20 protein-coding genes are annotated in these 22,252 nt (G+C 69.6%); 7 read left to right on the plus strand and 13 right to left on the minus strand.

The genetic code is table 11. The features are described from left to right. The first annotated feature begins 52 nt into the window (after window positions 1–52). On the plus strand, window positions 53–1,690 hold the full coding sequence (locus BWO91_RS13290) for a helix-turn-helix transcriptional regulator (protein ID WP_079002870.1): 1,638 nt from the start codon (window positions 53–55) through the stop codon (window positions 1,688–1,690). Between the two features lie 38 nt (window positions 1,691–1,728). Here BWO91_RS13290 and BWO91_RS13295 read toward each other — a convergent pair whose 3' ends face one another. After that, entirely contained in the window at window positions 1,729–3,165 is a 1,437-nt protein-coding gene (locus BWO91_RS13295; RefSeq protein WP_079002871.1) for an NAD(P)H-quinone dehydrogenase, read from the minus strand. 128 nt (window positions 3,166–3,293) lie between these two features. Here BWO91_RS13295 and BWO91_RS13300 point away from each other — a divergent pair, with 128 nt between their 5' ends. Further along, the gene (locus BWO91_RS13300) at window positions 3,294–4,127 is read left to right on the plus strand and encodes a purine-nucleoside phosphorylase (protein ID WP_079002872.1); all 834 of its coding nucleotides are present in this window, start codon (window positions 3,294–3,296) and stop codon (window positions 4,125–4,127) included. Next, window positions 4,124–5,827: a phospho-sugar mutase gene (locus BWO91_RS13305; protein WP_079002873.1), complete on the plus strand. Its 1,704-nt coding sequence runs from the start codon at window positions 4,124–4,126 to the stop codon at window positions 5,825–5,827. Before BWO91_RS13300 ends, BWO91_RS13305 begins: the two co-directional genes overlap by 4 nt. Window positions 5,828–5,885: 58 nt before the next feature. Here the strand turns inward: BWO91_RS13305 and BWO91_RS13310 are convergent, their stop codons facing one another. The 10 genes from BWO91_RS13310 to BWO91_RS13355 all read right to left on the minus strand — a co-directional run bounded on the left by BWO91_RS13310 (window position 5,886) and on the right by BWO91_RS13355 (window position 17,019). Then, window positions 5,886–6,158 (minus strand): PTS sugar transporter subunit IIB, encoded by a 273-nt coding sequence (locus tag BWO91_RS13310; RefSeq protein ID WP_064294838.1) that lies wholly within the window; start codon window positions 6,156–6,158, stop codon window positions 5,886–5,888. Further along, a complete protein-coding gene (locus BWO91_RS13315) occupies window positions 6,155–6,622 on the minus strand; it encodes a PTS sugar transporter subunit IIA (protein WP_064294837.1) in 468 nt (155 codons plus the stop codon). Before BWO91_RS13315 ends, BWO91_RS13310 begins: the two co-directional genes overlap by 4 nt. Window positions 6,623–6,742: 120 nt before the next feature. Further along, a complete protein-coding gene (locus tag BWO91_RS13320; protein WP_079002874.1) occupies window positions 6,743–7,900 on the minus strand; it encodes an adenosine deaminase in 1,158 nt (385 codons plus the stop codon). 62 nt (window positions 7,901–7,962) lie between these two features. Next, window positions 7,963–9,255, minus strand: a complete 1,293-nt coding sequence (locus BWO91_RS13325) for a thymidine phosphorylase (protein ID WP_079002875.1) — start codon at window positions 9,253–9,255, stop codon at window positions 7,963–7,965. Then, a complete protein-coding gene (locus tag BWO91_RS13330; protein WP_276207372.1) occupies window positions 9,252–9,671 on the minus strand; it encodes a cytidine deaminase in 420 nt (139 codons plus the stop codon). The genes BWO91_RS13325 and BWO91_RS13330 overlap by 4 nt, the downstream gene beginning before the upstream one ends. Before the next feature lie 2 nt (window positions 9,672–9,673). Then, entirely contained in the window at window positions 9,674–10,975 is a 1,302-nt protein-coding gene (locus BWO91_RS13335) for an ABC transporter permease (protein ID WP_064294833.1), read from the minus strand. After that, complete coding sequence (locus tag BWO91_RS13340; protein WP_079002876.1) at window positions 10,972–12,258, minus strand: ABC transporter permease; 1,287 nt, start codon at window positions 12,256–12,258, stop codon at window positions 10,972–10,974. Before BWO91_RS13340 ends, BWO91_RS13335 begins: the two co-directional genes overlap by 4 nt. After that, window positions 12,255–13,769 (minus strand): ABC transporter ATP-binding protein, encoded by a 1,515-nt coding sequence (locus BWO91_RS13345; RefSeq protein WP_064294832.1) that lies wholly within the window; start codon window positions 13,767–13,769, stop codon window positions 12,255–12,257. Before BWO91_RS13345 ends, BWO91_RS13340 begins: the two co-directional genes overlap by 4 nt. 140 nt (window positions 13,770–13,909) lie before the next feature. Further along, window positions 13,910–15,016, minus strand: a complete 1,107-nt coding sequence (locus BWO91_RS13350) for a BMP family lipoprotein (RefSeq protein ID WP_064294831.1) — start codon at window positions 15,014–15,016, stop codon at window positions 13,910–13,912. 296 nt (window positions 15,017–15,312) lie between these two features. After that, window positions 15,313–17,019: an ABC-F family ATP-binding cassette domain-containing protein gene (locus BWO91_RS13355; protein WP_079002877.1), complete on the minus strand. Its 1,707-nt coding sequence runs from the start codon at window positions 17,017–17,019 to the stop codon at window positions 15,313–15,315. A 263-nt stretch (window positions 17,020–17,282) separates the two neighbouring features. Between BWO91_RS13355 and BWO91_RS13360 the strand changes: the two genes are divergently transcribed. Then, the gene (locus tag BWO91_RS13360) at window positions 17,283–18,287 is read left to right on the plus strand and encodes a hypothetical protein (RefSeq protein ID WP_079002878.1); all 1,005 of its coding nucleotides are present in this window, start codon (window positions 17,283–17,285) and stop codon (window positions 18,285–18,287) included. A 40-nt stretch (window positions 18,288–18,327) separates the two neighbouring features. On the opposite strand, the gene BWO91_RS13365 is transcribed toward BWO91_RS13360, so the two are convergent. After that, window positions 18,328–18,816 (minus strand): hypothetical protein, encoded by a 489-nt coding sequence (locus tag BWO91_RS13365; protein WP_079002879.1) that lies wholly within the window; start codon window positions 18,814–18,816, stop codon window positions 18,328–18,330. A 13-nt stretch (window positions 18,817–18,829) separates the two neighbouring features. Beyond that, entirely contained in the window at window positions 18,830–19,945 is a 1,116-nt protein-coding gene (locus BWO91_RS13370) for a mannose-1-phosphate guanylyltransferase (RefSeq protein WP_064294827.1), read from the minus strand. A gap of 107 nt (window positions 19,946–20,052) precedes the next feature. Here BWO91_RS13370 and corA point away from each other — a divergent pair, with 107 nt between their 5' ends. From corA to BWO91_RS13385, 3 genes are all read left to right on the plus strand, one after another. Next, a complete protein-coding gene (corA, locus tag BWO91_RS13375; protein WP_071262530.1) occupies window positions 20,053–21,177 on the plus strand; it encodes a magnesium/cobalt transporter CorA in 1,125 nt (374 codons plus the stop codon). A gap of 194 nt (window positions 21,178–21,371) precedes the next feature. After that, entirely contained in the window at window positions 21,372–21,800 is a 429-nt protein-coding gene (gene sdhC / locus BWO91_RS13380; RefSeq protein WP_255376691.1) for a succinate dehydrogenase, cytochrome b556 subunit, read from the plus strand. After that, window positions 21,800–22,246, plus strand: a complete 447-nt coding sequence (locus tag BWO91_RS13385; protein WP_064294824.1) for a succinate dehydrogenase hydrophobic membrane anchor subunit — start codon at window positions 21,800–21,802, stop codon at window positions 22,244–22,246. Before sdhC ends, BWO91_RS13385 begins: the two co-directional genes overlap by 1 nt. Window positions 22,247–22,252 lie beyond the last annotated feature (6 nt).

Genomic DNA, 22,252 nt, shown 5'->3' on the forward strand with positions numbered 1-22,252 from the left:
CGGACGGCGCCTTCGGGCGTCGTATCGGACCCGGCGACGATACGCTGAGCAGGTGTCAGCAGCCGACCTCCTCGAAGATGCGTTGGATCGTGTGGCGGACTTCGACGCCGCCGGTGCGATCGCACTGCTCGAGGCGGAGCCCGGCGCTGCGTCCGATCCCCGCGTCCTCGCCCTCCTGTCCTACGCCCGGTTCACCACCGCCGACTTCGCGGGTTGTCGCCAAGACGCGGTGGACGCGCTCGCCGCCTCGACGGACTCCGACCGGACGACCCGCCTGCTCGTGCTCGGGGCCGCCGGGCTGGCCCTCGGGTCGGACCGCTCGTCCGGCTCGGAGCTGGAGGGGTGCTTCGCGGAGGCGGACGCCCTCGTCGACGACGGCGGGGACCTCGAACCGACCCTGGCCTGGCTCGTCGGGTACCTGCTCGTCGAGGGTGCCGTCGTCAACGTCCTGATCCACGCCGCCCGGCGCTTCGCCGACGCGTTCGCCGACGACATCGCCGCCACCCCGGGGCGCTTGTACCGGACACTCGTCGACGGGGTCCTCGCCCGCCTCCTGCTCAACGAGGGACGCGTCGCCGAGGCCGAGGCCGCCGCGCTCGCGATGTTCGAGCGGGCCGGGAGCGGACCGACCGCGCTGTACGCGGAGGCCGTGCAGTGCCTCGTCGCCGGGAACCGTGCCGAGCAGGGGGCGACCAGGACGCTCGCCCGCCGCGTCCGTCAGACCATCCCCGAGCCCACGGGCGCCTTCCAGACGACGTGCTACCTCCTCGTCGGCTACGGTCTCGCAGCACTCGCGGACGACCACGGCGCCGCGGCCCTCGCCCGCAGCGCTTCGGGGAACGACTTCAGCGGCCTGTCCGTCCAGGACCGGGCCCTCGCGATCGAACTGCTGGTCTCGAGCGCGTTCCTCGACCGCGACATCGTCGAATCGGAACGCCTCATCGGCTTCATCGCCGCCGACGTCGACCGCAGGGTCCCCGGGCCGGCCATCCTCCGGATGCAGTGCAAGCTCGAACTCCTCCGTGGGCGCCCCGCCGAGGCGCTGGCGCTCGCGCGCACGGCGACCACCCGCGCGTTGGCCGACGGCCGCATGCTGGAAGCCGGGATCGGCGAGATCCTCGCGACGCGCGCCCTGATCGCCATGTCCGACCGGACGCAGGCCGTCCGCGAGTTGGCCGCGCTCGCCGAGCAGGCGGTCCGCGGCGGACACACCGCCGCGACCCGCTCCGCCGCCCGGGAGCTGAAGGCGATCGGTCGACGTCTCGCGCCGGTCGCGGGATCCGGTTGGGACGGACTGTCGCCGCGCGAACGCGAGGTCGCCCTGCTCTCCGCGGAGGGCAACTCGACGGCGGAGATCGCGTCCGTCCTCCAGCTCTCCTCGCGCACGGTCGACGCGCACGTCACCCGGGTGCTCGCCGCGTTCGGGATCGTGTCCCGCCGCCAGCTCCCCTCACGGCTCCCGGCCACACTGCCGTTGACCGCCGTCCCCGTCCCGACCGCACCGCTCACGCCCCGACAGCGGGACCTCACCGAGCTCGTCGCGGACGGCCTGTCCAACGACGAGATCGCGACAGCCCTCGGCATCTCCCGCAAGACCGTCGAGAAGCATCTCAGCGCCGTCTTCCACGCCTGGGGCGTGCGCTCGCGGGTCGCCGTCGCGCGCATCGTGCTCGCGAACCGCGATCGGTGACGTCCAGCTCCTCGGCGACGGTTCGACGAGGACGACGTCTATTCGACGATGTGCATGGCGCGCGCCGCGTCGGTGATCGACCCGGTGAGTGACGGGTAGACCGTGAAGGCACGCGCGACCTGGTCGACGTTCAGCCGCTGCTCGACCGCGAGGGCGAGCGGGAAGATGAGCTCGCTGGCCTTCGGGGCGACGATGACCCCGCCGATGACCGTCCCGCTGCCGGTCCGCGCGAACAGCTTGACGAAGCCGTCCTTGATGCCCATCATCTTCGCGCGCGGGTTCTGGGCGAGCGGCAGCTTGTAGATCTCACCCTGGGCGATGCCGTCCTCGATCTGCTTCTGGGTCCAGCCCACGGTCGCGATCTCGGGCTGCGTGAAGATGTTCGCGGCGACGTTGCGGATCTCGGTCGGGTTCACCGCGTCGCCCATCGCGTGCAGCATCGAGGTGCGACCCTGCATCGACGCGACGGACGCGAGCGGCAGGAAGGTCGTGCAGTCACCGGCTGCGTAGATGTTGGGGACGCTCGTGCGCGCCACCCGGTTGACGCGGATGTGTCCGGAATCGGTCAGCTGCACGCCGGCCTCCTCGAGACCGATCCCGGCGGTGTTGGGCACCGAACCGACCGCCATGAGACAGTGCGACCCCTCGACCGTGCGGCCGTCGGAGAGCGTGGCGACGACGCCGGTCTCGGTCCGGGTGACGGAGTCGGCCCGCGACTTCGACAGGACCGTCATGCCGTTGCGCTTGAAGACGTTCTCGATGACCGCCGCCGCATCGGCGTCCTCACCGGGCAGCACCTGGTCGCGGCTCGAGATGAGCGTGACCTTGGAGCCGAGCGCCGTGTAGGCGGAGGCGAACTCGGCGCCGGTGACGCCCGAGCCGACGACGATGAGGTGCTCGGGGACGGAGGTGAGGTTGTAGAGCTGCGTCCAGGTGAGGATGCGCTCGCCGTCCGGCAGGGCGGAGGGCAACTGGCGCGGGCTCGCGCCGACGGAGACGACGACGGTGTCGGCCTCGATGCGGTCGAAGTCGGTGCCGGCGGACAGATCGGTCGAGACGATGACCTCGTTCGGTCCGTCGAGCCGCCCCTGACCGTTGACGATGCGGACACCGGCACGGATGAGACTCGCCCGCATGTCCTCGGACTGCTGGCGGGCCAGTCCGAGCAGTCGCTTGTTGACGGCGGCGAGGTTCACCGCGACCTCGGGACGGCTGGGCTTGCCGGTGGTCTCCGAGCGGACGAAGAACTGCACACCGAGGTCGGCGGCCTCGCCGATGGCCCCGACCGCGTCGGCCGTGGCGATGAGGCTCTTGGACGGGACGACGTCGGTGATGACGGCCGCTCCGCCGACGCCCGAACGCTCCACGAGCGTGACGTCGGCCCCGAGCTGCGCCCCGGCGAGGGCAGCCTCGTACCCGCCGGGTCCGCCTCCGATGATCGCCACTCGCTGCTTGCGTTCGAACTCGTAGGCCATGCCTCCATTCTCGCGCGCCACCAGGGGCGGGACCAAACCCGTTCGGGCCTGCAGCGGCCGGGATCGTGCGCGGATGAGCGGGGTCGCCACGGTTGGGCGGCGGCCCCGCCCCTGTCTAGAGTGAGAGGATGTCCGAAACCTCTGCGAACCCACTCGATCTGTCCGATGTCGATCCCTTCGAGATCGCCCGCGAAGCCGCCGGCCAGATCGCCGAGAAGACCGGCGTCGAACACCACGACATCGCGCTCACCCTCGGCAGCGGCTGGGGCAAGGCGGCCGATCTGATCGGCGAGACGACGGCGACGATCCCGGCATCGGAGATCGTCGGCTTCTCGAAGCCGGCGCTCGAGGGCCACGTGGGCACCCTGCGCTCGATCCTGCTCCCGAGCGGCAAGCGTGCGCTCGTCATCGGCGCCCGGACGCACTACTACGAGAACCACGGTGTCCGCCGCGTCGTGCACAGCGTCCGGACGGCTGCGGCTGCCGGTGCCCGCATCATGGTGCTGACGAACGGCGCCGGCGGCATCAAGGACCACTGGACGCCGGGGACGCCCGTGCTGATCAGCGACCACATCAACCTCACCGCCGACTCGCCGCTCGAAGGTGCGACCTTCATCGACCTCACCGACCTCTACGCCAAGCGGCTGCGGGACATCGCGCACAGCGTCGCTCCGGAGCTCGACGAAGGCGTCTACACGCAGTTCCGCGGTCCGCACTACGAGACCCCGGCCGAGGTCCAGATGGCGAAGGCGATCGGTGGTCACATCGTCGGCATGTCGACCGCGCTCGAGGCGATCGCCGCACGTCAGGCCGGCATGGAGGTCCTCGGGATGTCGCTCATCACGAACCTCGCCGCCGGCATCCAGCAGACACCGCTCAGCCATGCCGAGGTCATCGAGGCCGGCCAGGCGGCCGAGCCGGTGATCAGCAAGCTCCTCGCGCAGATCGTCGCGGCCCTGTGAGCGAGGCGACGAGCCTGCTCGCGACCGCCGAGGCCTGGCTCGCCCAGGATCCCGACGACGAGACCCGGGCCGAACTGGCAGGCCTCGTCGAACGCGCGCGCGTGTCCGACGACGTGGCCGTCGCAGAACTGCACGACCGCTTCGACACCCGTCTGCAGTTCGGCACGGCCGGGCTCCGCGGACGCATCGAGGCCGGTTCCAACCGGATGAACCGGGTCCTCGTGTCGCAGGCCGCGGCCGGACTCGCCGCCTACCTGCTCGAGCAGGCACCGGAAGGCGTGACGCCGAGCGTCGTCATCGGCTACGACGGCCGGAAGAACTCCGCCGTGTTCGCCGGCGACACCGCCGAGCTGATGGCCGGTGCCGGCGTCCGCGCCATCCTGCTGCCACGGCTCCTGCCGACGCCCGTCCTCGCGTTCGCCGTGCGGTTCTTCGACGCCTCGGCCGGCGTCATGGTGACCGCGAGTCACAATCCGCCCGCCGACAACGGCTACAAGGTGTACCTGGGCGGCGAGCACCACGGGTCCCAGATCGTCTCCCCCGCCGACGCGGCCATCGCCGCCCACATCGGGCGCATCGCCGAGACGGCGCTCGTCCAGGACCTCCCGCGCAGCGACGGGTTCGAGATCGCGGGCGAGGACGTCGTCGACGCCTATGTCGCCGAGACCGCAGCCGTCGCTCCCGCCCCGGCGGGCGGCCAGCTGCGCGTCGTCTACACGGCCATGCACGGCGTGGGTTGGGAGACGACCCGACGCGTCCTCGAGACCGCCGGGTATCCGGCACCGGAACTCGTCGCCGAGCAGATCGATCCCGATCCCACCTTCCGGACCGTCAGCTTCCCGAACCCGGAGGAGCCGGGCGCACTCGACCTGTCCTTCGCGACGGCGCGAGCAGTCGGCGCCGACCTCATCATCGCCAACGACCCCGACGCCGACCGCCTGGCGATCGCGATCCCCGACGACGCGGCACCATCGGGGTTCCGTCGACTCACCGGCAACGAGGTCGGTCTCCTCCTCGGCTGGCGGGCCGCCCAGGCCGCCAGTGCCGCACTCGACGGCGATGCGGCTCCCGAGGGCACGCTCGCGTGCTCGATCGTCTCCTCCCCCGCCCTGCGCCTCGTCGCCGAGGCGCACGGCCTCGAGTTCCGCGAGACGCTCACCGGGTTCAAGTGGATCTCCCGGACGCCGGGCATGCTCTTCGGCTTCGAGGAGGCCCTCGGTTACCTGGTGAACCCCGGGACCGTGCGCGACAAGGACGGCATCTCGGCGGCCATCGCGTTCCTCGGTCTCGCGACGGCGTCGGCGCAGGCGGGCGAGAGCGTCGCGGGGCTCCTCGACCGGTTCGCGGACACCTTCGGTTCCTTCGGCAGCGACCAGATCTCCATCCGCTACACCGAACTCAGCCGCATCGGCGAGGTCATGGCCGGGCTGCGGGCGCTCCCGCCGACGGAGCTCGCGGGAGCTCGGGTGACCCGGATCGACGACCTCGCCGACGGGTTCGAGGCGCTCCCGCCGAGCGACGTCCTGCGCGTCTGGCTCGACGACGGCACCAGGGTCATGATCCGGCCGAGCGGCACGGAGCCGAAGCTCAAGGTGTACGTCGACGTCCAGTCCGCCGACGGCGACGCCGCCGAGCGGGCGGCCACGGTCACCGCGCGGCTCGCCGCTCTGCGGACGGACCTGACGGCGCTCGTCTCCTAGCCCCTCGACGGGCTCGGCGCCCGGTGGTGTGCGGCCCGGAGACCGGGGCGCACACCACTCAGCCGATGGCGCGTTCGAGCTTCTCGGTGAGTTCGGCGAGGTCGAAGTAGTTGTCGATGACGACGATGTCGGCGAAGGTCTTGCCGATGCGCTCGACGAGCTCCGGCGAGGTCAGGATCACCTGGGCGTCGGCCGCGGTGGTGCCGAGGCTCTCGATGTCGCCGGCGACGACGTCGGCCTCGAGGTCGAGGCGTTCGAGCGCGCGTTCGGCGTTGAGCTTGAGGATGGCCGAGGAGCCGACTCCCGAACCGCAGACGGCGACGATCTTCATGCCTGGCCTCCGCCGGACAGCGGCGACGCACCGAACACGGCTCGCACCTCGTCGAGCGTCGTGGCCGCAGCGAGCCGCGGGATGGCGGTCTCGTCGTTGAAGACGTTGGCGATCTCCGCCACCCAGCCCACGTGTGACTCAGCGGTGGTGACCGCGAGGCCGAGGACCACCGAGACGGGGTCGTTGTGGGGGTGGCCGAACCGGACCGGAGCAGCGAGGGTCGCGACGACGAGGGCGTCCTCGTGGACGTCGGCGCCCGGTCGGGCGTGCGCGAGCGCCAGGCCCGGCGCGATCACGACGTACGCGCCGAACTCCTCGACGACGTCGATCATCCGTTGCGTGTACGCGACGTCGGTCGCGCGGGTGTCGGACAGCAGCGCTCCGGCTACGCGGATCGCCTCGCGCCAGTCGTCGGCATCGACGTGGAGCGCGACGCTGGCTTCGGACAGTTCTGGGAGTGGCATCGCTTCAATCAGAGGATCGGTCGACCCGAGTGGATCGGAACCATCGTAACGCTCCGAGGCTGGAAGCCTGCCGCGCAGGTGCCGCCCAGGCGGTCGCCGGAACAGCACCTGCCGGCATCGTCAGTCCTCGTCGTCGTCGAGGAACTCGTCGAACGCCTCGCTGATGCGGTCCGCCAGAGCCTCACGGATCTCCAGCGGCTGGAACGTCGCGGCGGCGGCGTTCAGCTGGAAGGTCTCCAGGTCGGTGAGGTCGTAGTCGAACGCCTCGGAGAGGAGCGCGAGCTCCTTCGTCAGGCTCGTGTCGCTCATCGTGCGGTTGTCGACGTTCACCGTGACGGCGAAGTCGAGCTGGTAGAGGAGGTCGAACGGGTGGTCCTCGAGCTCCTCGCCCCAGGCCGCGATGGCTCCGGTCTGCAGGTTCGACTGCGGGCTGAGCTCCAACGGGATCTTGCGGTCGCGGACCCACTCCGCGACGGGACCGAGCGTGGCGTAGAGGGACTCGGCGTCGTCGCGCTCGATGAAGATGTCCTCCGCGATGCGGACACCGTGGCCGAGTCGCAGCGCACGGCCGTCGAGCATGGCGCTCCGGATCGACTCGATGCCGTCGGCCTCCCCCGCGTGGACGGTGACCGGGAACAGCTCGGCCGCGAGGTAGTCGAACGCCAGCCGGTGCTTGCTGGCGGGGAAGCCCGCCTCAGCGCCGGCGATGTCGAACCCGACCACGCCGCGCTCGCGATGGCGCACGGCGAGCTCAGCGATCTCGAGCGCGCGGTCGGCATGCCGCATGGCCGTGACGAGCTGGCCGATCTGGATGTCGGAGCCGGAGTGGGCCGCGTCCTTGATGCCGAGCTCGATGCCCTCCTGAACGGCCTCGACGACCGCGTCGAGGCTGAGACCCCGGGTGAGGTGCTGTTCGGGAGCCCAGCGCACCTCACCGTAGATGACGCCGTCCGCAGCGAGGTCCTGGACGAACTCGCGCGCGATGCGGACGAGCCCCTCCTCGGTCTGCATGACCGCGGTGCTGAGGTCGAAGGTCTTCAGGTACTCGACGAGCGAGCCGGCGTTGCACTGCGTGTAGAACCAGTCGGCCAGGCCGTCGGGGTCCGACACGGGGACGTCGACACCGTTCGCTTCGCCCAGCTCGATGATCGTGGCGGGCCGCACACCGCCGTCGAGGTGGTCGTGGAGCGAGATCTTCGGGAGCGCGCGGAGGTCGACGCCGGAGAGGGGGGATTCGTCTGCAGAGGTCACGGGGTTCACTGTACCGCTCACGCGCATCCTGCGACATGGCTCAGTCCGTCGCCTCGAGGACCGGGCGACGGACTGAGCGTCTGCGGCCGTCAGGCCTCGATGCGGGCCCGGACGATGGGGCCGCGCGGCGGTGCGGTGTCCTCGATCGTGTAGGCACCCTCGAGAGCCTCGAGCGCCCGCGGGAAGCGGGCGGCGTCGTCGGCGCTCAGCGTGAAGAGCGGCTGTCCGGCCCGGACCTCGTCACCCGGCTTCGCGTGCAGGTCGATGCCCGCCGCGTGGATGACCGGGTCCTGCTGCCTGGCCCGACCGGCACCGAGGCGCCAGGCCGCGATGCCGAACGGCAGTGCCTCCTGCGTCGCCAGCACGCCGTCGCGCGATGCCGTGACGACGTGCGTCTCCTTGGCGACCGGCAGCGGTGCGTCCGGGTCGCCGTCCTGTGCGCGGATCATGCGCTTCCAGACGTCCATGGCCCGACCGTCCGCGAGGGCGCCCTCGACGTCCGCGTCCGGCTGCCCGGCGAGGGTCAGCATCTCCCGCGCGAGGGCGAGGGTCAACTCGACGACGTCCGCCGGACCACCGCCCGCCAGGACTTCGACGGACTCGCGGACCTCGTTCGCGTTGCCGATCGCGAGGCCGAGCGGGACGTTCATGTCCGTCAACAGCGCGGTCGTCGCCACACCGGCGTCCGTCCCGAGCGCGACCATCGTGCGCGCCAGTTCCTCGGCGCGCTCGTAGTCCTGCATGAAGGCGCCGGAGCCGAACTTGACGTCGAGGACGAGCGCCCCGGTGCCTTCGGCGATCTTCTTCGACATGATGCTCGACGCGATGAGCGGGATCGCCTCGACCGTGCCCGTCGTGTCGCGCAGGGCGTACAGGCGCTTGTCCGCCGGGGCGAGACCGGAACCGGCGGCGCAGATGACCGCGCCGACGTCCGCCAGCTGCGCCATCATCTCGTCGTTCGTCAGCGCCGCGCGCCATCCCGGGATGCTCTCGAGCTTGTCGAGCGTCCCACCCGTGTGCCCGAGCCCGCGGCCCGACAGCTGCGGCACCGCGACGCCGAACACGGCGACGAGCGGGGCGAGCGGCAGGGTGATCTTGTCGCCCACGCCGCCGGTCGAGTGCTTGTCCGAGGTCGGCTTGTCGAGCGACGCGAAGCTCATCCGCTCACCGCTCGCGATCATCGCCATCGTGAGGTCGCGGATCTCGCGCCGCTCCATGCCGTTCAGCAGGATCGCCATCGCCAGCGCCGACATCTGCTCGTCGGCGACGTAGCCCCGGGTGAAGGCGTCGATCAGCCAGTCGATCTGCGGCGTCGACAGCTCACCGCGATCGCGCTTCGTGCGGATGAGGTCGACGACGTCGAATGCTTCTACGGAACTCATGCGTGGTACTCCTCGAGTTGACGCGGTCCGAAAGCGTCCGGCAGGACCTCGTCGATGGTGCGGATGCCGGAGACGGTGTCGAGCAGCATGCCCGCCGTCGAGTGTTCGTACAGCAGCTGTCGGCAACGGCCGCACGGCATGAGGCGTTCGCCCTTGCCGTCGACGCAGGCGAACGCCACGAGGCGTCCTCCGCCCGACATGTGGAGCGCGGAGACGAGCGCGCACTCGGCGCACAGCGTCAGGCCGTAGCTGGCGTTCTCGACGTTGCAGCCGGAGATGATCCGGCCGTCGTCCACGAGGGCAGCCGCGCCGACCGGGAAACGGCTGTAGGGCACGTAGGCGTGACCCATCGCCTCCCGGGCCGCGGTGTGCAGCGCCTCCCAGTCGACGGGTGGCGTGATCGTCGTGTCGCTCACGGTCAGCCCTTCACGTAGGGCTTGCCGGCGGCCGCCGGTCCGCGGGAGATGCCGACGAGTCCGGCGACCGCGAAGATCGTCACGACGTACGGCAGCATGAGCATGAACGCGCTCGGCACCGGGGAGCCGATGGCGCTCAGCGCGAACTGGAGGTTCTGCGTGAAGCCGAACAGCAGCGCGGCGAGGGTCGCCTTGAGCGGGTCCCAACGTCCGAAGATGACCGCCGCGAGTGCGATGTAGCCGGCACCCGCCGTCATCTCCTTGTTGAACGCACCGACCGAGCCCAGGGTGAAGTAGGCCCCACCGAGGCCGACGATCGCGCCCGCGAGCGCGACGTTCCAGAAGCGCGTCCGGTTCACGTTGATGCCCACGGTGTCGGCCGCCTGCGGGTGCTCACCCACGGCGCGGAGGCGGAGGCCCCAGCGCGTGTAGAACAGGCAGAAGAACACCACGGCCACGGCGATGTACATCAGGTAGATGATGATCGTCTGGCGGAACAGCACGGGTCCGATGAGCGGGATCTCGCTGAGGATCGGGATGTTGATCCGGGGGAACTTCGGCGGGCTGTTGAAGAGCGCCTCGTTCTTCGTGAGCACCTGCGAGTACAGGAAGCTCGTCAAGCCGACGACGAGGACGTTGAGCACGACACCGACGATGACCTGGTCGACGAGGTACTTGATCGAGAACGCCGCGAGCAGGAAGCTCACGAGCGTCCCGGCGATCATCGCCGCGACGAGCCCGAGGAAGGCGTTCCCCGTCACCGAGGCGACGAAGGCGGACGAGAACGCGCCGGCGAGCAGCTGTCCCTCGATCGCGATGTTCACGACGCCGACCCGCTCGGAGATGACGCCGCCGAGCGCGCCGAAGATGAGCGGGACGCTCAGCGCGACCGTGCCGAGCAGGAGCCCGGTGATCGGGATCGCCTTGCCCGCGGCGGCCCACGACAGGAACCCGACCATGAACAGCACCCCGAACACGGTGATGAGCCAGAGCGGGATCTTCTTGCCCGTGGTGACGAGGTACGCGCTCAGCGCCGCGATGGCGGCCAGGAGGATCGTGACGACGATGCCGGTGACCGTGGACGGGAGCACGACCGTCGGCAGTTGGATGACGTCGCCGTCACTGGAGAGCCGGAACGTGCTGTTGCCGTCGCGGTGCCAGATGACGAACAACAGGAACGCGATGACGGTGAAGATCCCGAACGCGATCGGAGCCTTCCAGCTGCGGACGACGACCGTCTCGAGGACGATCGGGGCGTCGGGAGCCGGCTGCGGCGTCTGCTTGTCGAGCGTGAATCCACTCATGCGGACACCTCCTTCTTGGCGGAGCGACGCGTTCGGCGCGTCGAACCGTCGGGCTTCGGCAGGAAGAAGATCGCCCGCACGAGCGGCGGAGCCGCGATGAACAGCACGATGAGCGCCTGGAGGACGAGCACGATGTCGATCGGCACGTTCACACCCTGGGTGGCCTGCATGGAGTACCCGCCGGCCTTGAGTGCACCGAACAGGATGCCGGCGATGAGGATGCCGCCCGGCCGGCTGCGTCCGAGCAGCGCGACGGTGATGGCGTCGAAGCCGATGCCGGCGTCGATGCCGTTGTCGAACCCGGAGGTCACCGTTCCGAGCACCTGCGAGACGCCGGCGAGACCGATCAGTCCGCCGGAGAGCAGCATGGCGTACACGTAGGTGTTCTTCACGTCGATACCCGCGACGCGCGCGGCGTTCGGGTTCTCACCGACCGCTCGGAAGCGGAACCCGATCGACGACCGGCTGAACAACCACCACACGAACACGACCGCGAGGATCGCGATGAGGAAGCCGGCGTGCAGGTTGTAGCGGTCACCGAGGAGCTTCGGCAGCACCGCGTTCGGTGCCATCGCAGCGCTCTTCGGCACGTTCGAGCCGGGAGCCTGCAACAGCCCCTGCGTGGAGAGCATGAAGGTGATGAGGTAGAACGCGACGTAGTTGAGCATGATCGTGATGATCACCTCGTGCGCACCGGTGCGGGCCTTCAGGACACCGACGATGCCGCCCCAGAACGCGCCACCGATGATGCCGGCGGCGATCGCGACGAGCAGGTGCACCACGGGCGGGAGGTCGAGCGTGAAGCCGACCCATCCGGCGCAGGCGGCGGCGATGAGCATCTGACCACGCCCACCGATGTTGAACATGCCGACCCGGAACGCCAGGCCGACACCGAGTCCGGCGAGGATCAGCGGGGTCGCGAAGGTCAGCGTCTCCGTCAGCGGGCGGATGCCGTTCAGGAAGTCCGGGCGCTTGAAGTTGTAGATCGACCCCTGGAAGAGCGCGCCGTACGCACCGGTCGCCGACTGCCAGACCGCCGCGATGGTGTCACCCGGGCGCGCGAAGAAGTACCCGGCGGCGGTGTGGACCTTCGGATCGGTCAGCGCGATGAGGATCGCACCGACGACCATCGCCAGGACGACGGCGAGGATCGAGATGACGATGCTCGAGTTGAGGATCTCGGCGAGCACCTTGTTCGAGCGCGGCTGGGTCGTGTCGGGCTTCGCCTCACCCGGTGCCACCGGCTGGACCGTTCCGGGCGGGGTGTGGGACGTCTCGCTCATGCTGCTGCTCCTGCCGGGAGTTCGCCGGCCATCATGAGGCCGAGGACCTCTCTGGGGGTCGATGCCGGGACGATCCCGACGATGCCGCCGCGGTACATGACGGCGATGCGGTCGGCGAGCGCGACGACCTCGTCGAGCTCGGTCGACACGACGATGACGGGGATGCCCGCGTCGCGCGTGGCGACGATGCGCTTGTGCACGAACTCGATCGAGCCGACGTCGATGCCGCGGGTCGGCTGTGCGGCGACGAACAGCCGCAGCTCACGGCTGAGCTCACGGGCGAGGACGACCTTCTGCTGGTTGCCACCGGACAGGGAGCCCGCCGGCGATTCGATGCCCTGCGACCGGACGTCGAACTCCTGCGACTTCTCGCGGGCGAACTCGTCGCGGAACCCGCGCTGGACGTTGCCGCCCTTCACGAAGGGCGCACCGGTCGATCGGTCCAGCATGAGGTTCTCGGCGATGGTGAACTGTTTGACGAGCCCGTCCTCGGACCGGTCCTCGGGCACGAACCCGACGCCGGCGTCGAGCACCTTCCGTGGGGTGGACCCGACGAGTTCGACGCCGTCGAGCTTGATGCTGCCCTTGGTGTGCGGCTGCAGCCCGAGAATCGCCTCGGTGAGCTCGGTCTGCCCGTTGCCCTGCACACCGGCGATGGCGAGCACCTCGCCCTCGCGCACCTCGAAGCTGACGCCGTTGACGACGAGCTGGCCGAGGTGGTCGACGACGGACAGGTCCTGCACGGTGAAGGTGGTGTCGCCGAGGTTCGGCGCCTCCTTGTGGACCGTGAGTTCGACGGGACGCCCGACCATGAGGGACGCCAGCTCGGCGTTCGTCGCGGTGGGCGAGGCCTCGCCGACGACCTTGCCGAGGCGGATGACGGTGATGCGGTCGGCGACTTCGCGGACCTCGCGCAGCTTGTGGGTGATGAAGACGATGGACGTCCCCTCCTCCTTGAGCTGCTTCATGATCGCCATGAGCTCGTCCGTCTCCTGCGGCGTGAGTACGGCGGTGGGCTCGTCGAAGACGAGGACGTTGGCGTTGCGGGACAGCGCCTTGACGATCTCGACGCGCTGCTGCACCCCGACCGGGAGGTCGCCGACGATGGCGTCCGGATCGAGGCTGAAGCCGAACCGCTCGGAGATGTCGATGACGAGCTTGCGGGCCGCGGCGACGTCGAGGCGGCCACCGCCCTTGGTCTGCTCGTGGCCGAGCATGACGTTCTCGGCGACGGTGAAGACGGGGATGAGCATGAAGTGCTGGTGCACCATGCCGATGCCTGCGCCCATGGCGTCGCCAGGGCCCTGGAAGTGCTGGACGACGTCGTCCAGGAGGATCTCGCCCTCGTCGGCCTGATACAGGCCGTACAGGACGTTCATGAGGGTGGACTTGCCGGCACCGTTCTCGCCGAGGAGACAGTGGATCTCCCCCGGTTCGACGGTGAGGTCGATGTGGTCGTTGGCGGTGAGTGCGCCGAACCGTTTGGTGATGCCGCGGAGCTCGAGCTTCATGGGTCCCAATCTAGTCACGTGTCGGATGTCGGCACAGGCGGTCGGGATCGCCGTCCGACCGTGCCGCGGACAAAGCGGGGGGAGGTCGCGGATCGCGACCTCCCCCCGGAGTCCCGGGCGATGGCCCGGGTGAAGAGGGACTACTTGACGGGCGAGGAGACCGAGGTCGCCTTGATGGAACCGTCGATGATCCCCTGCTTGATCGTGTCGAGTTCGTCGGCCAGGGTCGGCGAGACCTTGGACTCGAAGTCGTGGAACGGCGCGATGCCGACGCCCTCGTTCTCGAGGGTGCCGATGTACGCGGCGGCGTCGAACTTGCCGCCACCCGCCTCGGTCACGACGTCGCCGACGCCGGCCTTCATGTCCTTCAGGACGGAGGTGAGGAAGAGGTTGCCGGTGTCCGCGTTCGTGACGAACAGGTCGGCGTCGACACCGACCATCGCGATGTCCTTGCCGGTCTCCTGGATCTCGGCGATCGCGCTCAGGAAGATCGGGCCACCGACGGGCATGAGCACATCGGCGTTCTGGTCGATGAGCGTGCGGGCGAGCTGCTTCGCGGTGTCGTTGGCCTCGAAGCCACCGGTGAACGAACCGGTCTGAGCGGCGACGTCCCAACCGACGACCTGGACGCTCTTGCCCTTCTGCTCGTTGTAGTACGCGACGCCCTCGGCGAAGCCGTCCATGAAGATCTGGACGGACGGGAAGGGCTGGCCGCCGAAGGTGCCGACGACGCCGGTCTTCGAGTAGTCGGCCGCTGCGTAGCCGGCGAGGAAGGCGGCCTGGACGGTGTCGAACAGGATCGGCTTGATGTTCGGGGCGTCGACCTTGCCGTCGAAGTCGTTGTCGGCGGCGTCGTCGATGATCGCGTAGTCGATGTCGGGGTTCGCGAGTGCGGCCGTGACGGTGTCGGCGGAGAGGGCGAAGCCGACGCTGACGATGAGCGAGCAGCCCTGGTCGGCCAGGCTCTGCAGGTTCGGCTTGTAGTCGTCGGCCTTGTCGGACTGGACGGTGATGGGCTCGACGCCGAGCTCCTTCGCCGCCTCGGTCAGACCCTCGTAGCCGAGCTGGTTGAACGACTTGTCGGTGAAGCCACCGGCGTCGGAGACCATGCACGGGAGGAAGTCGGATGCGGCACCGGTCGAGTCGCCGTCGCCGGTGCTGGGAGCCGATGCGCAGCCGGCGAGCAGTGCCATGAGACCGACGCCGGCGATTGCGCCCGCAGCGGCCTTCCGAGTTGAGATTGCCAAGGTAGCCTCCAAGATGCAGCCCCGCGGGTCACGGGGCGTATGGGGTTACGTTACCCAATGCGACGACTGCCGGACGGACGATCCCGGCTTCGCGACCGAAGCGTTACAGAACGGTGGCACCGGCGTCATCCGCCGGAAACACGGCGATGCGCAGACGCGCATCACCGGACCGCGCTCCTGCGCAGGTGAGCGCGGAGCGACCCCGTCGACGGGCGCCTTGCGCTCCGGGTAGCTGCGGTTCCGACCTGGGCACCGAGCGCGGCTCGGTGCCCAGGCAGGACCGACCGGGATCCCGGTCAGCGGCGGTCCAGCATCAGGGTGTCGCCGGTCCAGCGCCGACGGAGCCACCGGTCGTGGCTCGCGATGACGACCGCACCCGGGTAATCGCCCAGCGCGTCCTCGAGCTCCGTCGCGAGCGCGAGCGACAGGTGGTTCGTCGGCTCGTCCAGGAGGAACAGATGCGGAGGCCTCGCGATGATGAGCGCCAAGGCCATACGGCGCTGCTGCCCGACGGAGAGCCGACCGATCGGACGGTCGAGATCGCGAAGCGCCAGGAGCCCGAGCCCTGCGAGCGGGGTGCGCGCTGCACGCGCCTCGCCGAGCGTCCGGTCGTAGACCTCCCGAGGTGATCGATCCGCATCCGGGAACGCGACGTCCTGCTCGAGGAGCCCCACCCGGAGCCCCTTCCGCCGGAGGAGGGTCCCCGTATCGAGACGCAGCGAACCGGCGAGCACCGACAGGAGCGTCGACTTCCCCGAACCGTTCGCCCCGGTGACCAGCACGCGCGACCGGGGCGCCAGCTGCAGGCGTTCGAGGTGCAGCCGGCCGTCGACGCGGGCGTCGGCGAGGTCGAGCAGCTGCTCCCCCTCGACGAGGACCGTCGAGCCGCTCGGGATCCCTGCGAACGAGAGTCGGCGAGGCGGGCGCCGCACCTGCTCGCGCTCGAGGACCTCGAGTCGGAGCTGCGCGTTCCGCACCCGCCGACTGATCTGCTGCTCGACGCGGTCGCCTCGCATGCCGAACGCCATCCGGTTGTTGTCGCGGATGCCCCGATCGTGGTTGATCCGCGGGGCCACGTCGTGCACCGCGGACGCGAGCCGTCGCAGCTCGGCCTGCTCCTCCTCGTAACGCGTCGACCACCGGTCGAGTTCTGCGGCCTTCCAGCCGAGGTACTCACTGAACGGCCCGCCGAACTCCACGACGGGTGATGCCTCGCCGACGGGGACCGGGCGGGACGGATCGATGTCGACGAGCCCCGTCGCCACCTCGTCGAGGAAGGCGCGGTCGTGGCTCGCGAAGAGCACCGGGCCCGGCCACTCCGACAGGTGGCCGCGGAGGAAGGCGACCGCCTCGTCGTCCAGATGGTTGGTCGGCTCGTCGAGCAGCAGTGCGGTCGGTCTGGCGACGAGGAGCGCGGCGAGGGCGAAGCGGGATCGCTGTCCCCCGCTCACCTCACCCAGTCGTCGCGACCGTTCGATCCCGGTGATACCGAGGCCGTCGACGACCGCGTCCAACCGGGCGTCCGCCGTCCAGACGTCCGCGCGTTCCGCCGCATCGAGCGCGGCGGCGTACCGCTGCTCGGCGGAACCGTCACCGGCGGTACCCCGCTCACCGAGTGACGCCGCAGACGTCTCGAGCTCCCGCTCGACGGCGCGGACCTCGCCGAGCGCCTGCTCCAGCAGCTCGCCGACCGTCGTGTCCTCCGGGAGTTCGAGTTCCTGCATGAGGATGCCGGTGCGCACCGGGCGGACGGCCTCGCCGTCGTCCGGCTCGTCGATCCCGGCGAGGATGCGCAGCAGCGTGGACTTCCCCGCGCCGTTCTCGCCGATCAGGCCGAGACGGTCCCCGGCCGACACGACGAGGTCGACGTCGCGCAACACGACGCGGTCGCCGTAGGAGCGGGTGACGCCGTCGGCGCGGAGCTGCTGGATGTCGATGGATCGCCCGAACCTCGAAGCGGTGCGGCGGTGGACTGGTGTTGCGTGGGTCACGGGTGCTCGCATGGAGGCCCCTTTCGAGATGGGGCACGCCGCGTACGGTCGTCGTCCGACACGTCAGGAGTGAGCGCTGGGCTCGAACTCCTGGGCGGACCTGGAAGCGTCTGGCGTACCTCGATGGATTCCCGCCGGGCACATCACGTTCGTGATGGTCTGCCGCAGGCGCGGGACGTCGATTCGCTCAGTTCTTCACAGTGCCTTCAGGCTATCCGTCGGTTGTCGGCCGCCGCAAGCCCTGCACGTCACCGGTCCCGATTAGGCTGGTCGTCATGCGTGCTCCGTCGGTCCCCTCGCCCGCGCGGCGTCGCCGTGGGCATCGATCGGCCGCGGCCTCGCTGCTCGCCGCGCTCGGTATCGGTGCGCTCGTCGCACTCGGCGCACTGCCGACCACGCCGGCGACCGCGGCGAGCTCGCAGTTGAGCCCGACGCAGACGACGCCGACGCCCACTCCGAGTCCCTCGCCGACCACGCCCTCGACGGCGACCCCGAAACCGACGAAGCCGGCGAAGCCGGCTCCCAGCAAGCCCGCCCAGCCGACACCGCCCACGGTCCGCGGTACGGACTTCGACCCGGGCGAGATCATCAGCGACGCGAACTTCTACGACGCGAACGCCATGAGCGAGGCTGACGTCCAGGCGTTCTTCGCCTCCCAGCCCTGTACCCCGAAGGACGGCGTGCCGTGCCTGGCGGACTTCCGTGCCAGCACCGAGTCCGTCCCGGCGGCCGAGCCCGGACACTGCGAGGCCTACCGCGGCGCCGTGAACGAGTCGGCGGCGAGGATCGTCGCGAAGGTCGCCCACGCGTGTGGGATCAACCCCAAGGTGCTGCTCGTCCTCATGCAGAAGGAGCAGTCGCTCATCACCGGGCCGAGCGAATACGGCTACGCGCGCGCCATGGGCTGGGGCTGTCCCGACACCGGCCCGAACTTCAGCGCGAGCTGCGACGCGGACTACTTCGGGTTCCAGAACCAGGTCTACCGTTCCGCATGGCAGTTCCGGCAGTACACGCTGTACCCGCTCAACGTGCCGGGTGAGTCCTACCAGCGGGCGTATCACCTGGGATCGGTCTACATCCAGTACAGCCCCGACGCGGCCTGCGGCGGCACTCAGGTCGACATCCGCAACCAGGCGACGGCCAACCTCTACCTCTACACGCCGTACCAACCGAACCCCGCAGCCCTCGCGAACGTCTCGGGCACGGGCGACGCCTGCAGCGCCTACGGCAACCGCAACTTCTGGCGGCTCTACACGGAGTGGTTCGGCCCCGCGGTCTGATCGCTCCGTCGGTCCGCCCGTTCTCGGGCGAACGGACGGGTCACTCGCCGATGAGGAGTGAGACGCGGTCGTCGAGGTAGGCGTCGAGCGGAGTGAGCCCGAGGTCGTGCCCGGCCCAGCGGAGCATGACCGCGTCGTCGACGAGGCGCAACGGACCCGAACCCTCCCGGAGTGACGCCTCGTCCAGCGCGAGCTCGACGACCTCGAAGTTGACGACGTCGCCTTCGGCGAACGGGCCGCGGTGCGCCGCCTGCTGCGCGATCCGACGGTGCTCGACCTCAGAGGAGCGGTGGTTGAACCACTTCGGCTCCACCGCCCGCGTGGACTCGGCCGCGGTGAAGAGGCGACCGTCGGCCGAGAGCAGGACGACCCCGAGGCGCCACGCCCGGCCGATCGGCCGCAGCGCGGGTGCCCGCTTCACGAGCGGGAGTCCGCGGGGTGTGTAGACCTCCGCCAGAGCCTCGTCACGGACACCTGCGGCCTGGAGACGCGCGCCCGCCTGCAGGAGCAGCTCGCGCAGCGCGGTCACCGACGGTCGCCGATCAGAGGACGTCGTCGCGACCGGACAGCTTGAGGGCGTCGACGACGCTCTTCACCCGCTGCGCGTTGGCACTCGTGGTGACGAGCAGCGCGTCCGGGGTGTCGACGACGACGATGTCCTGCACGCCGATGAGGCTGATGACCCGACCGGTCTGGCTGACGACGATGCCGCTGGAAGCGTCCGAGAGCACGCGCGCGTTCTCGCCGAGGATGGCGAGGTCGGACTTGCGCCCACCGGAGTTGAGCTTGGCGAGCGAGGCGAAGTCCCCCACGTCGTCCCAGTCGAAGTGCGCCGGCACGACGGCCATGCGACCGGCGGCCGCGGCGGGCTCCGCCACGGAGTAGTCGATCGCGATCTTCTCGAGCGCCGGCCAGACGCGGTCGACGACCGGCCCGCGGGCCGCCGCGTCGTCCCAGACCTCGGCGAGTTCGAGGAGGCCGGCAAGGAGTTCGGGCTTCTGTCGGCCGATCTCCTCGAGCAGGACATCGGCCCGCGAGATGAACATCCCGGCGTTCCAGAGGTGCTCGCCGCTCGAGACGTACCGCTTGGCCGTGGCGAGGTCGGGCTTCTCGACGAAGGAGTCGACCAGCATGACCCCTTCGGCTCCGCGGATGCCGAGGTCGCGGGCGCTCTTGATGTAGCCGAACCCGATGGCGGGCTCCGTGGGCTGGATGCCGATCGTGACGATGTAGCGCTCCTCGGCGGCCGTGACGGCCTGGGCGACCGCGGCGCGGAACAGCCGGTCGCCGCGGATCACGTGGTCGGCGGCGAACGAGCCGACGATGACGTCGGGTTCGCGGCGGACGAGGATCGCGGCGGCGAGCCCGATCGCGGCGGTCGAGTCGCGCGGCTCGCTCTCGAGGACCACGTTGGCGTCGGCGAGGTCGGGCAGCTGCTGTTCGACGGCCGCTCGGTGCGCACGCCCGGTGACGACCATGATGCGCTGGTCACCGGCGATCGGCGCGAGGCGGTCCCAGGTCGCGCGCAACAGCGTGCTGCCGGAGCCGGTGAGGTCGTGCAGGAACTTGGGTGCGTCGGCTCGCGAGAGCGGCCAGAGACGACTGCCGATGCCGCCGGCCGGGATCACTGCGTAGAAGCGTTCGAGGGGCGTGGTCATCCCCCGAGCGTACCGCCAGGCTCCACCCTGAGGACGACGGCACGGAAGCGTCATCTGACGGGTTTACGATGAGCGCCAGATCGAGCATGAGAAAGAACGGTACGAGCATGGCTGGACGCAACGTCCTCGGGATCCCGATCCCGTCCTTCGGCAGCAAGCAGGCTCCCCCGGTCCCCGTCGGTCCGCCGGACGCAGCGGACCTCGACGGCCGCAACAGCATCGTCAACGCCTGCATCTACCGCCACGGATCCCGCAGCTCGACGCTCACCTCGCTCGAGGACACCTTCCGCGCACTCCATGAGACCCCGGACGGCGTCGCGTGGATCGGGCTCTACCGGCCCGACGCGGGCGAGCTCGGCGTCCTGGCGGCGGAGTTCGGTCTCCACCCGCTCGCCGTCGAGGACGCCATCACCGCGCACCAGCGGCCGAAGATCGAGCGGTACGACGACGTCCTGTTCGTCGTCCTCAGGGCCGCCAACTACGTCGACGAGACCGAGACCGTCGAGTTCGGCGAACTGCACGTCTTCGTCGGCCCGAACTTCGTCATCACGCTGCGGCACGCCGAGTCCCCCGACCTCTCGCACGTGCGGGCGCGGATGGAGCAGGAGCACGAACTCCTCGCCTACGGTCCGCAGGCCATCCTGTACGCCATCATCGACGCCGTCGTCGACGGCTACGGCCCGGTGGTCGCCGGGCTCTCGAACGACATCGACGAGATCGAAGAGCAGGTCTTCGTCGGCGAGTCCCAGGTCTCCCGCCGGATCTACCAGCTCTCCCGCGAGGTCATCGCCTTCGAGCGGGCGACGCACCCGCTCAGCGATGTGATGCTGTCGCTCGAACAGGGCAGCGCGAAGTACGGCGTCGCCGACGAACTGCAACGCGGCCTCCGCGACGTCGCCGACCACCTCACGAGCGTCAACCAGCGGATCGACGCCTACCGGGAGCTGTTGCGCGACATCCTGACCGTGAACAGCACCCTCGTCGGTCAACGCCAGAACGAGGAGATGGCGAAGATGACCGAGGCGAGCCTCAAGCAGGGCGACGAAGTGAAGAAGATCTCCTCCTGGGCCGCCATCCTGTTCGGCCCGAGTCTCATCGCGGGGATCTACGGCATGAACTTCACCCACATGCCGGAGTTGTCATGGTGGTTCGGCTACCCGATGGCGCTCGCGCTCATGGCCACCACGAGCGTCATCCTCTACAAGGTGTTCAAACGTCGGAACTGGTTGTGAACACCCGGTGTCACCCGGTCGTCGCGCAGATGTCCGGCCTCTCTCGACGTCGAGACAGTTAGGCCAGCCTTAGCGGCGGGACGGCGCATCCCCCGCCTACACTTGGTCCAGCGCGCCGATTCGACGCACGGCAGGCAACAACCCCCGCACGGCAGAACGATCTGCCGCAGATAGCGACTATCAGGGAGGACCTCGTGACCGCGAGTCTCACGCGAACGTCACCGTTGGAATCCACGACATCCAAACGCCCGGCCGGCACCCTGTACCGGGGCCGTGAGGGCATGTGGTCGTGGGTGCTCCACCGGATCACCGGCGTCGCCATCTTCTTCTTCCTCCTCGTGCACGTCCTCGACACCGCGCTGGTGCGGGTCTCCCCCGAGGCGTACAACGCGGTCATCGGCACGTACAAGAACCCCATCATGGGGCTCGGTGAGGTCGCACTCGTCGCCGCCATCGCCTACCACGCGTACAACGGCATCCGCATCATCCTCATCGACTTCTGGTCGAAGGGCACCAAGTACCAGCGGCCCATGTTCTGGATCGTCATCGGTCTCTGGGTCGTGACGATGCTGGGCTTCACGCCGCGCCACCTGATCAACGTGTTCAGCGAGATGGGCCACTGATGACGACGATCGCCGCTCCCCGCACCCCCGCTCGTCCCGCGCGCCGCAAGGGCGTCAACTGGGAGAAGTGGGGCTGGATCTACATGCGCGTCTCCGGCGTGATCCTGCTGGTCCTCATCTTCGGCCACCTGTTCGTCAACCTCATGGTGGGTGACGGCATCAAGGCCATCGACTTCGCCTTCGTCGGCGGCAAGCTCTCGAACCCCTTCTGGCAGTGGTGGGACGTCGCCATGTTGTGGCTCGCGCTGATCCACGGCGGCAACGGCATGCGCACCATCGTCAACGACTACGCCACGGGTCGCACGATCCGCGGCGTCCTCAAGGTCGCGATCCTCGCCGCCGTCACCATCCTCATCATCCTCGGGACCCTGGTCGTCTTCACCTTCGACCCGTGCCCCGCCGGCGCACCTGCAGACCTGCTCGCGTCGTTCTGCCCCGCCAACTGAGCAACC

Source organism: Plantibacter flavus (assembly GCF_002024505.1).
GTDB classification, from domain to species: domain Bacteria; phylum Actinomycetota; class Actinomycetes; order Actinomycetales; family Microbacteriaceae; genus Plantibacter; species Plantibacter flavus_A.

Excerpts from the sequence above, each read along its gene's own strand:
- BWO91_RS13335 (WP_064294833.1), bottom strand. The coding sequence starts at position 10,975 with ATGAGTGGATTCACGCTCGACAAGCAGACGCCGCAGCCGGCTCCCGAC.
- BWO91_RS13360 (WP_079002878.1), top strand. The coding sequence starts at position 17,283 with ATGCGTGCTCCGTCGGTCCCCTCGCCCGCGCGGCGTCGCCGTGGGCAT.
- BWO91_RS13295 (WP_079002871.1), bottom strand. The coding sequence starts at position 3,165 with ATGGCCTACGAGTTCGAACGCAAGCAGCGAGTGGCGATCATCGGAGGC.
- BWO91_RS13370 (WP_064294827.1), bottom strand. The coding sequence starts at position 19,945 with ATGACCACGCCCCTCGAACGCTTCTACGCAGTGATCCCGGCCGGCGGC.
- BWO91_RS13340 (WP_079002876.1), bottom strand. The coding sequence starts at position 12,258 with ATGAGCGAGACGTCCCACACCCCGCCCGGAACGGTCCAGCCGGTGGCA.
- corA (WP_071262530.1), top strand. The coding sequence starts at position 20,053 with ATGGCTGGACGCAACGTCCTCGGGATCCCGATCCCGTCCTTCGGCAGC.
- BWO91_RS13310 (WP_064294838.1), bottom strand. The coding sequence starts at position 6,158 with ATGAAGATCGTCGCCGTCTGCGGTTCGGGAGTCGGCTCCTCGGCCATC.
- BWO91_RS13320 (WP_079002874.1), bottom strand. The coding sequence starts at position 7,900 with ATGCGCGTGAGCGGTACAGTGAACCCCGTGACCTCTGCAGACGAATCC.
- BWO91_RS13345 (WP_064294832.1), bottom strand. The coding sequence starts at position 13,769 with ATGAAGCTCGAGCTCCGCGGCATCACCAAACGGTTCGGCGCACTCACC.
- BWO91_RS13355 (WP_079002877.1), bottom strand. The coding sequence starts at position 17,019 with ATGCGAGCACCCGTGACCCACGCAACACCAGTCCACCGCCGCACCGCT.
- BWO91_RS13325 (WP_079002875.1), bottom strand. The coding sequence starts at position 9,255 with ATGAGTTCCGTAGAAGCATTCGACGTCGTCGACCTCATCCGCACGAAG.
- BWO91_RS13300 (WP_079002872.1), top strand. The coding sequence starts at position 3,294 with ATGTCCGAAACCTCTGCGAACCCACTCGATCTGTCCGATGTCGATCCC.
- BWO91_RS13315 (WP_064294837.1), bottom strand. The coding sequence starts at position 6,622 with ATGCCACTCCCAGAACTGTCCGAAGCCAGCGTCGCGCTCCACGTCGAT.
- BWO91_RS13385 (WP_064294824.1), top strand. The coding sequence starts at position 21,800 with ATGACGACGATCGCCGCTCCCCGCACCCCCGCTCGTCCCGCGCGCCGC.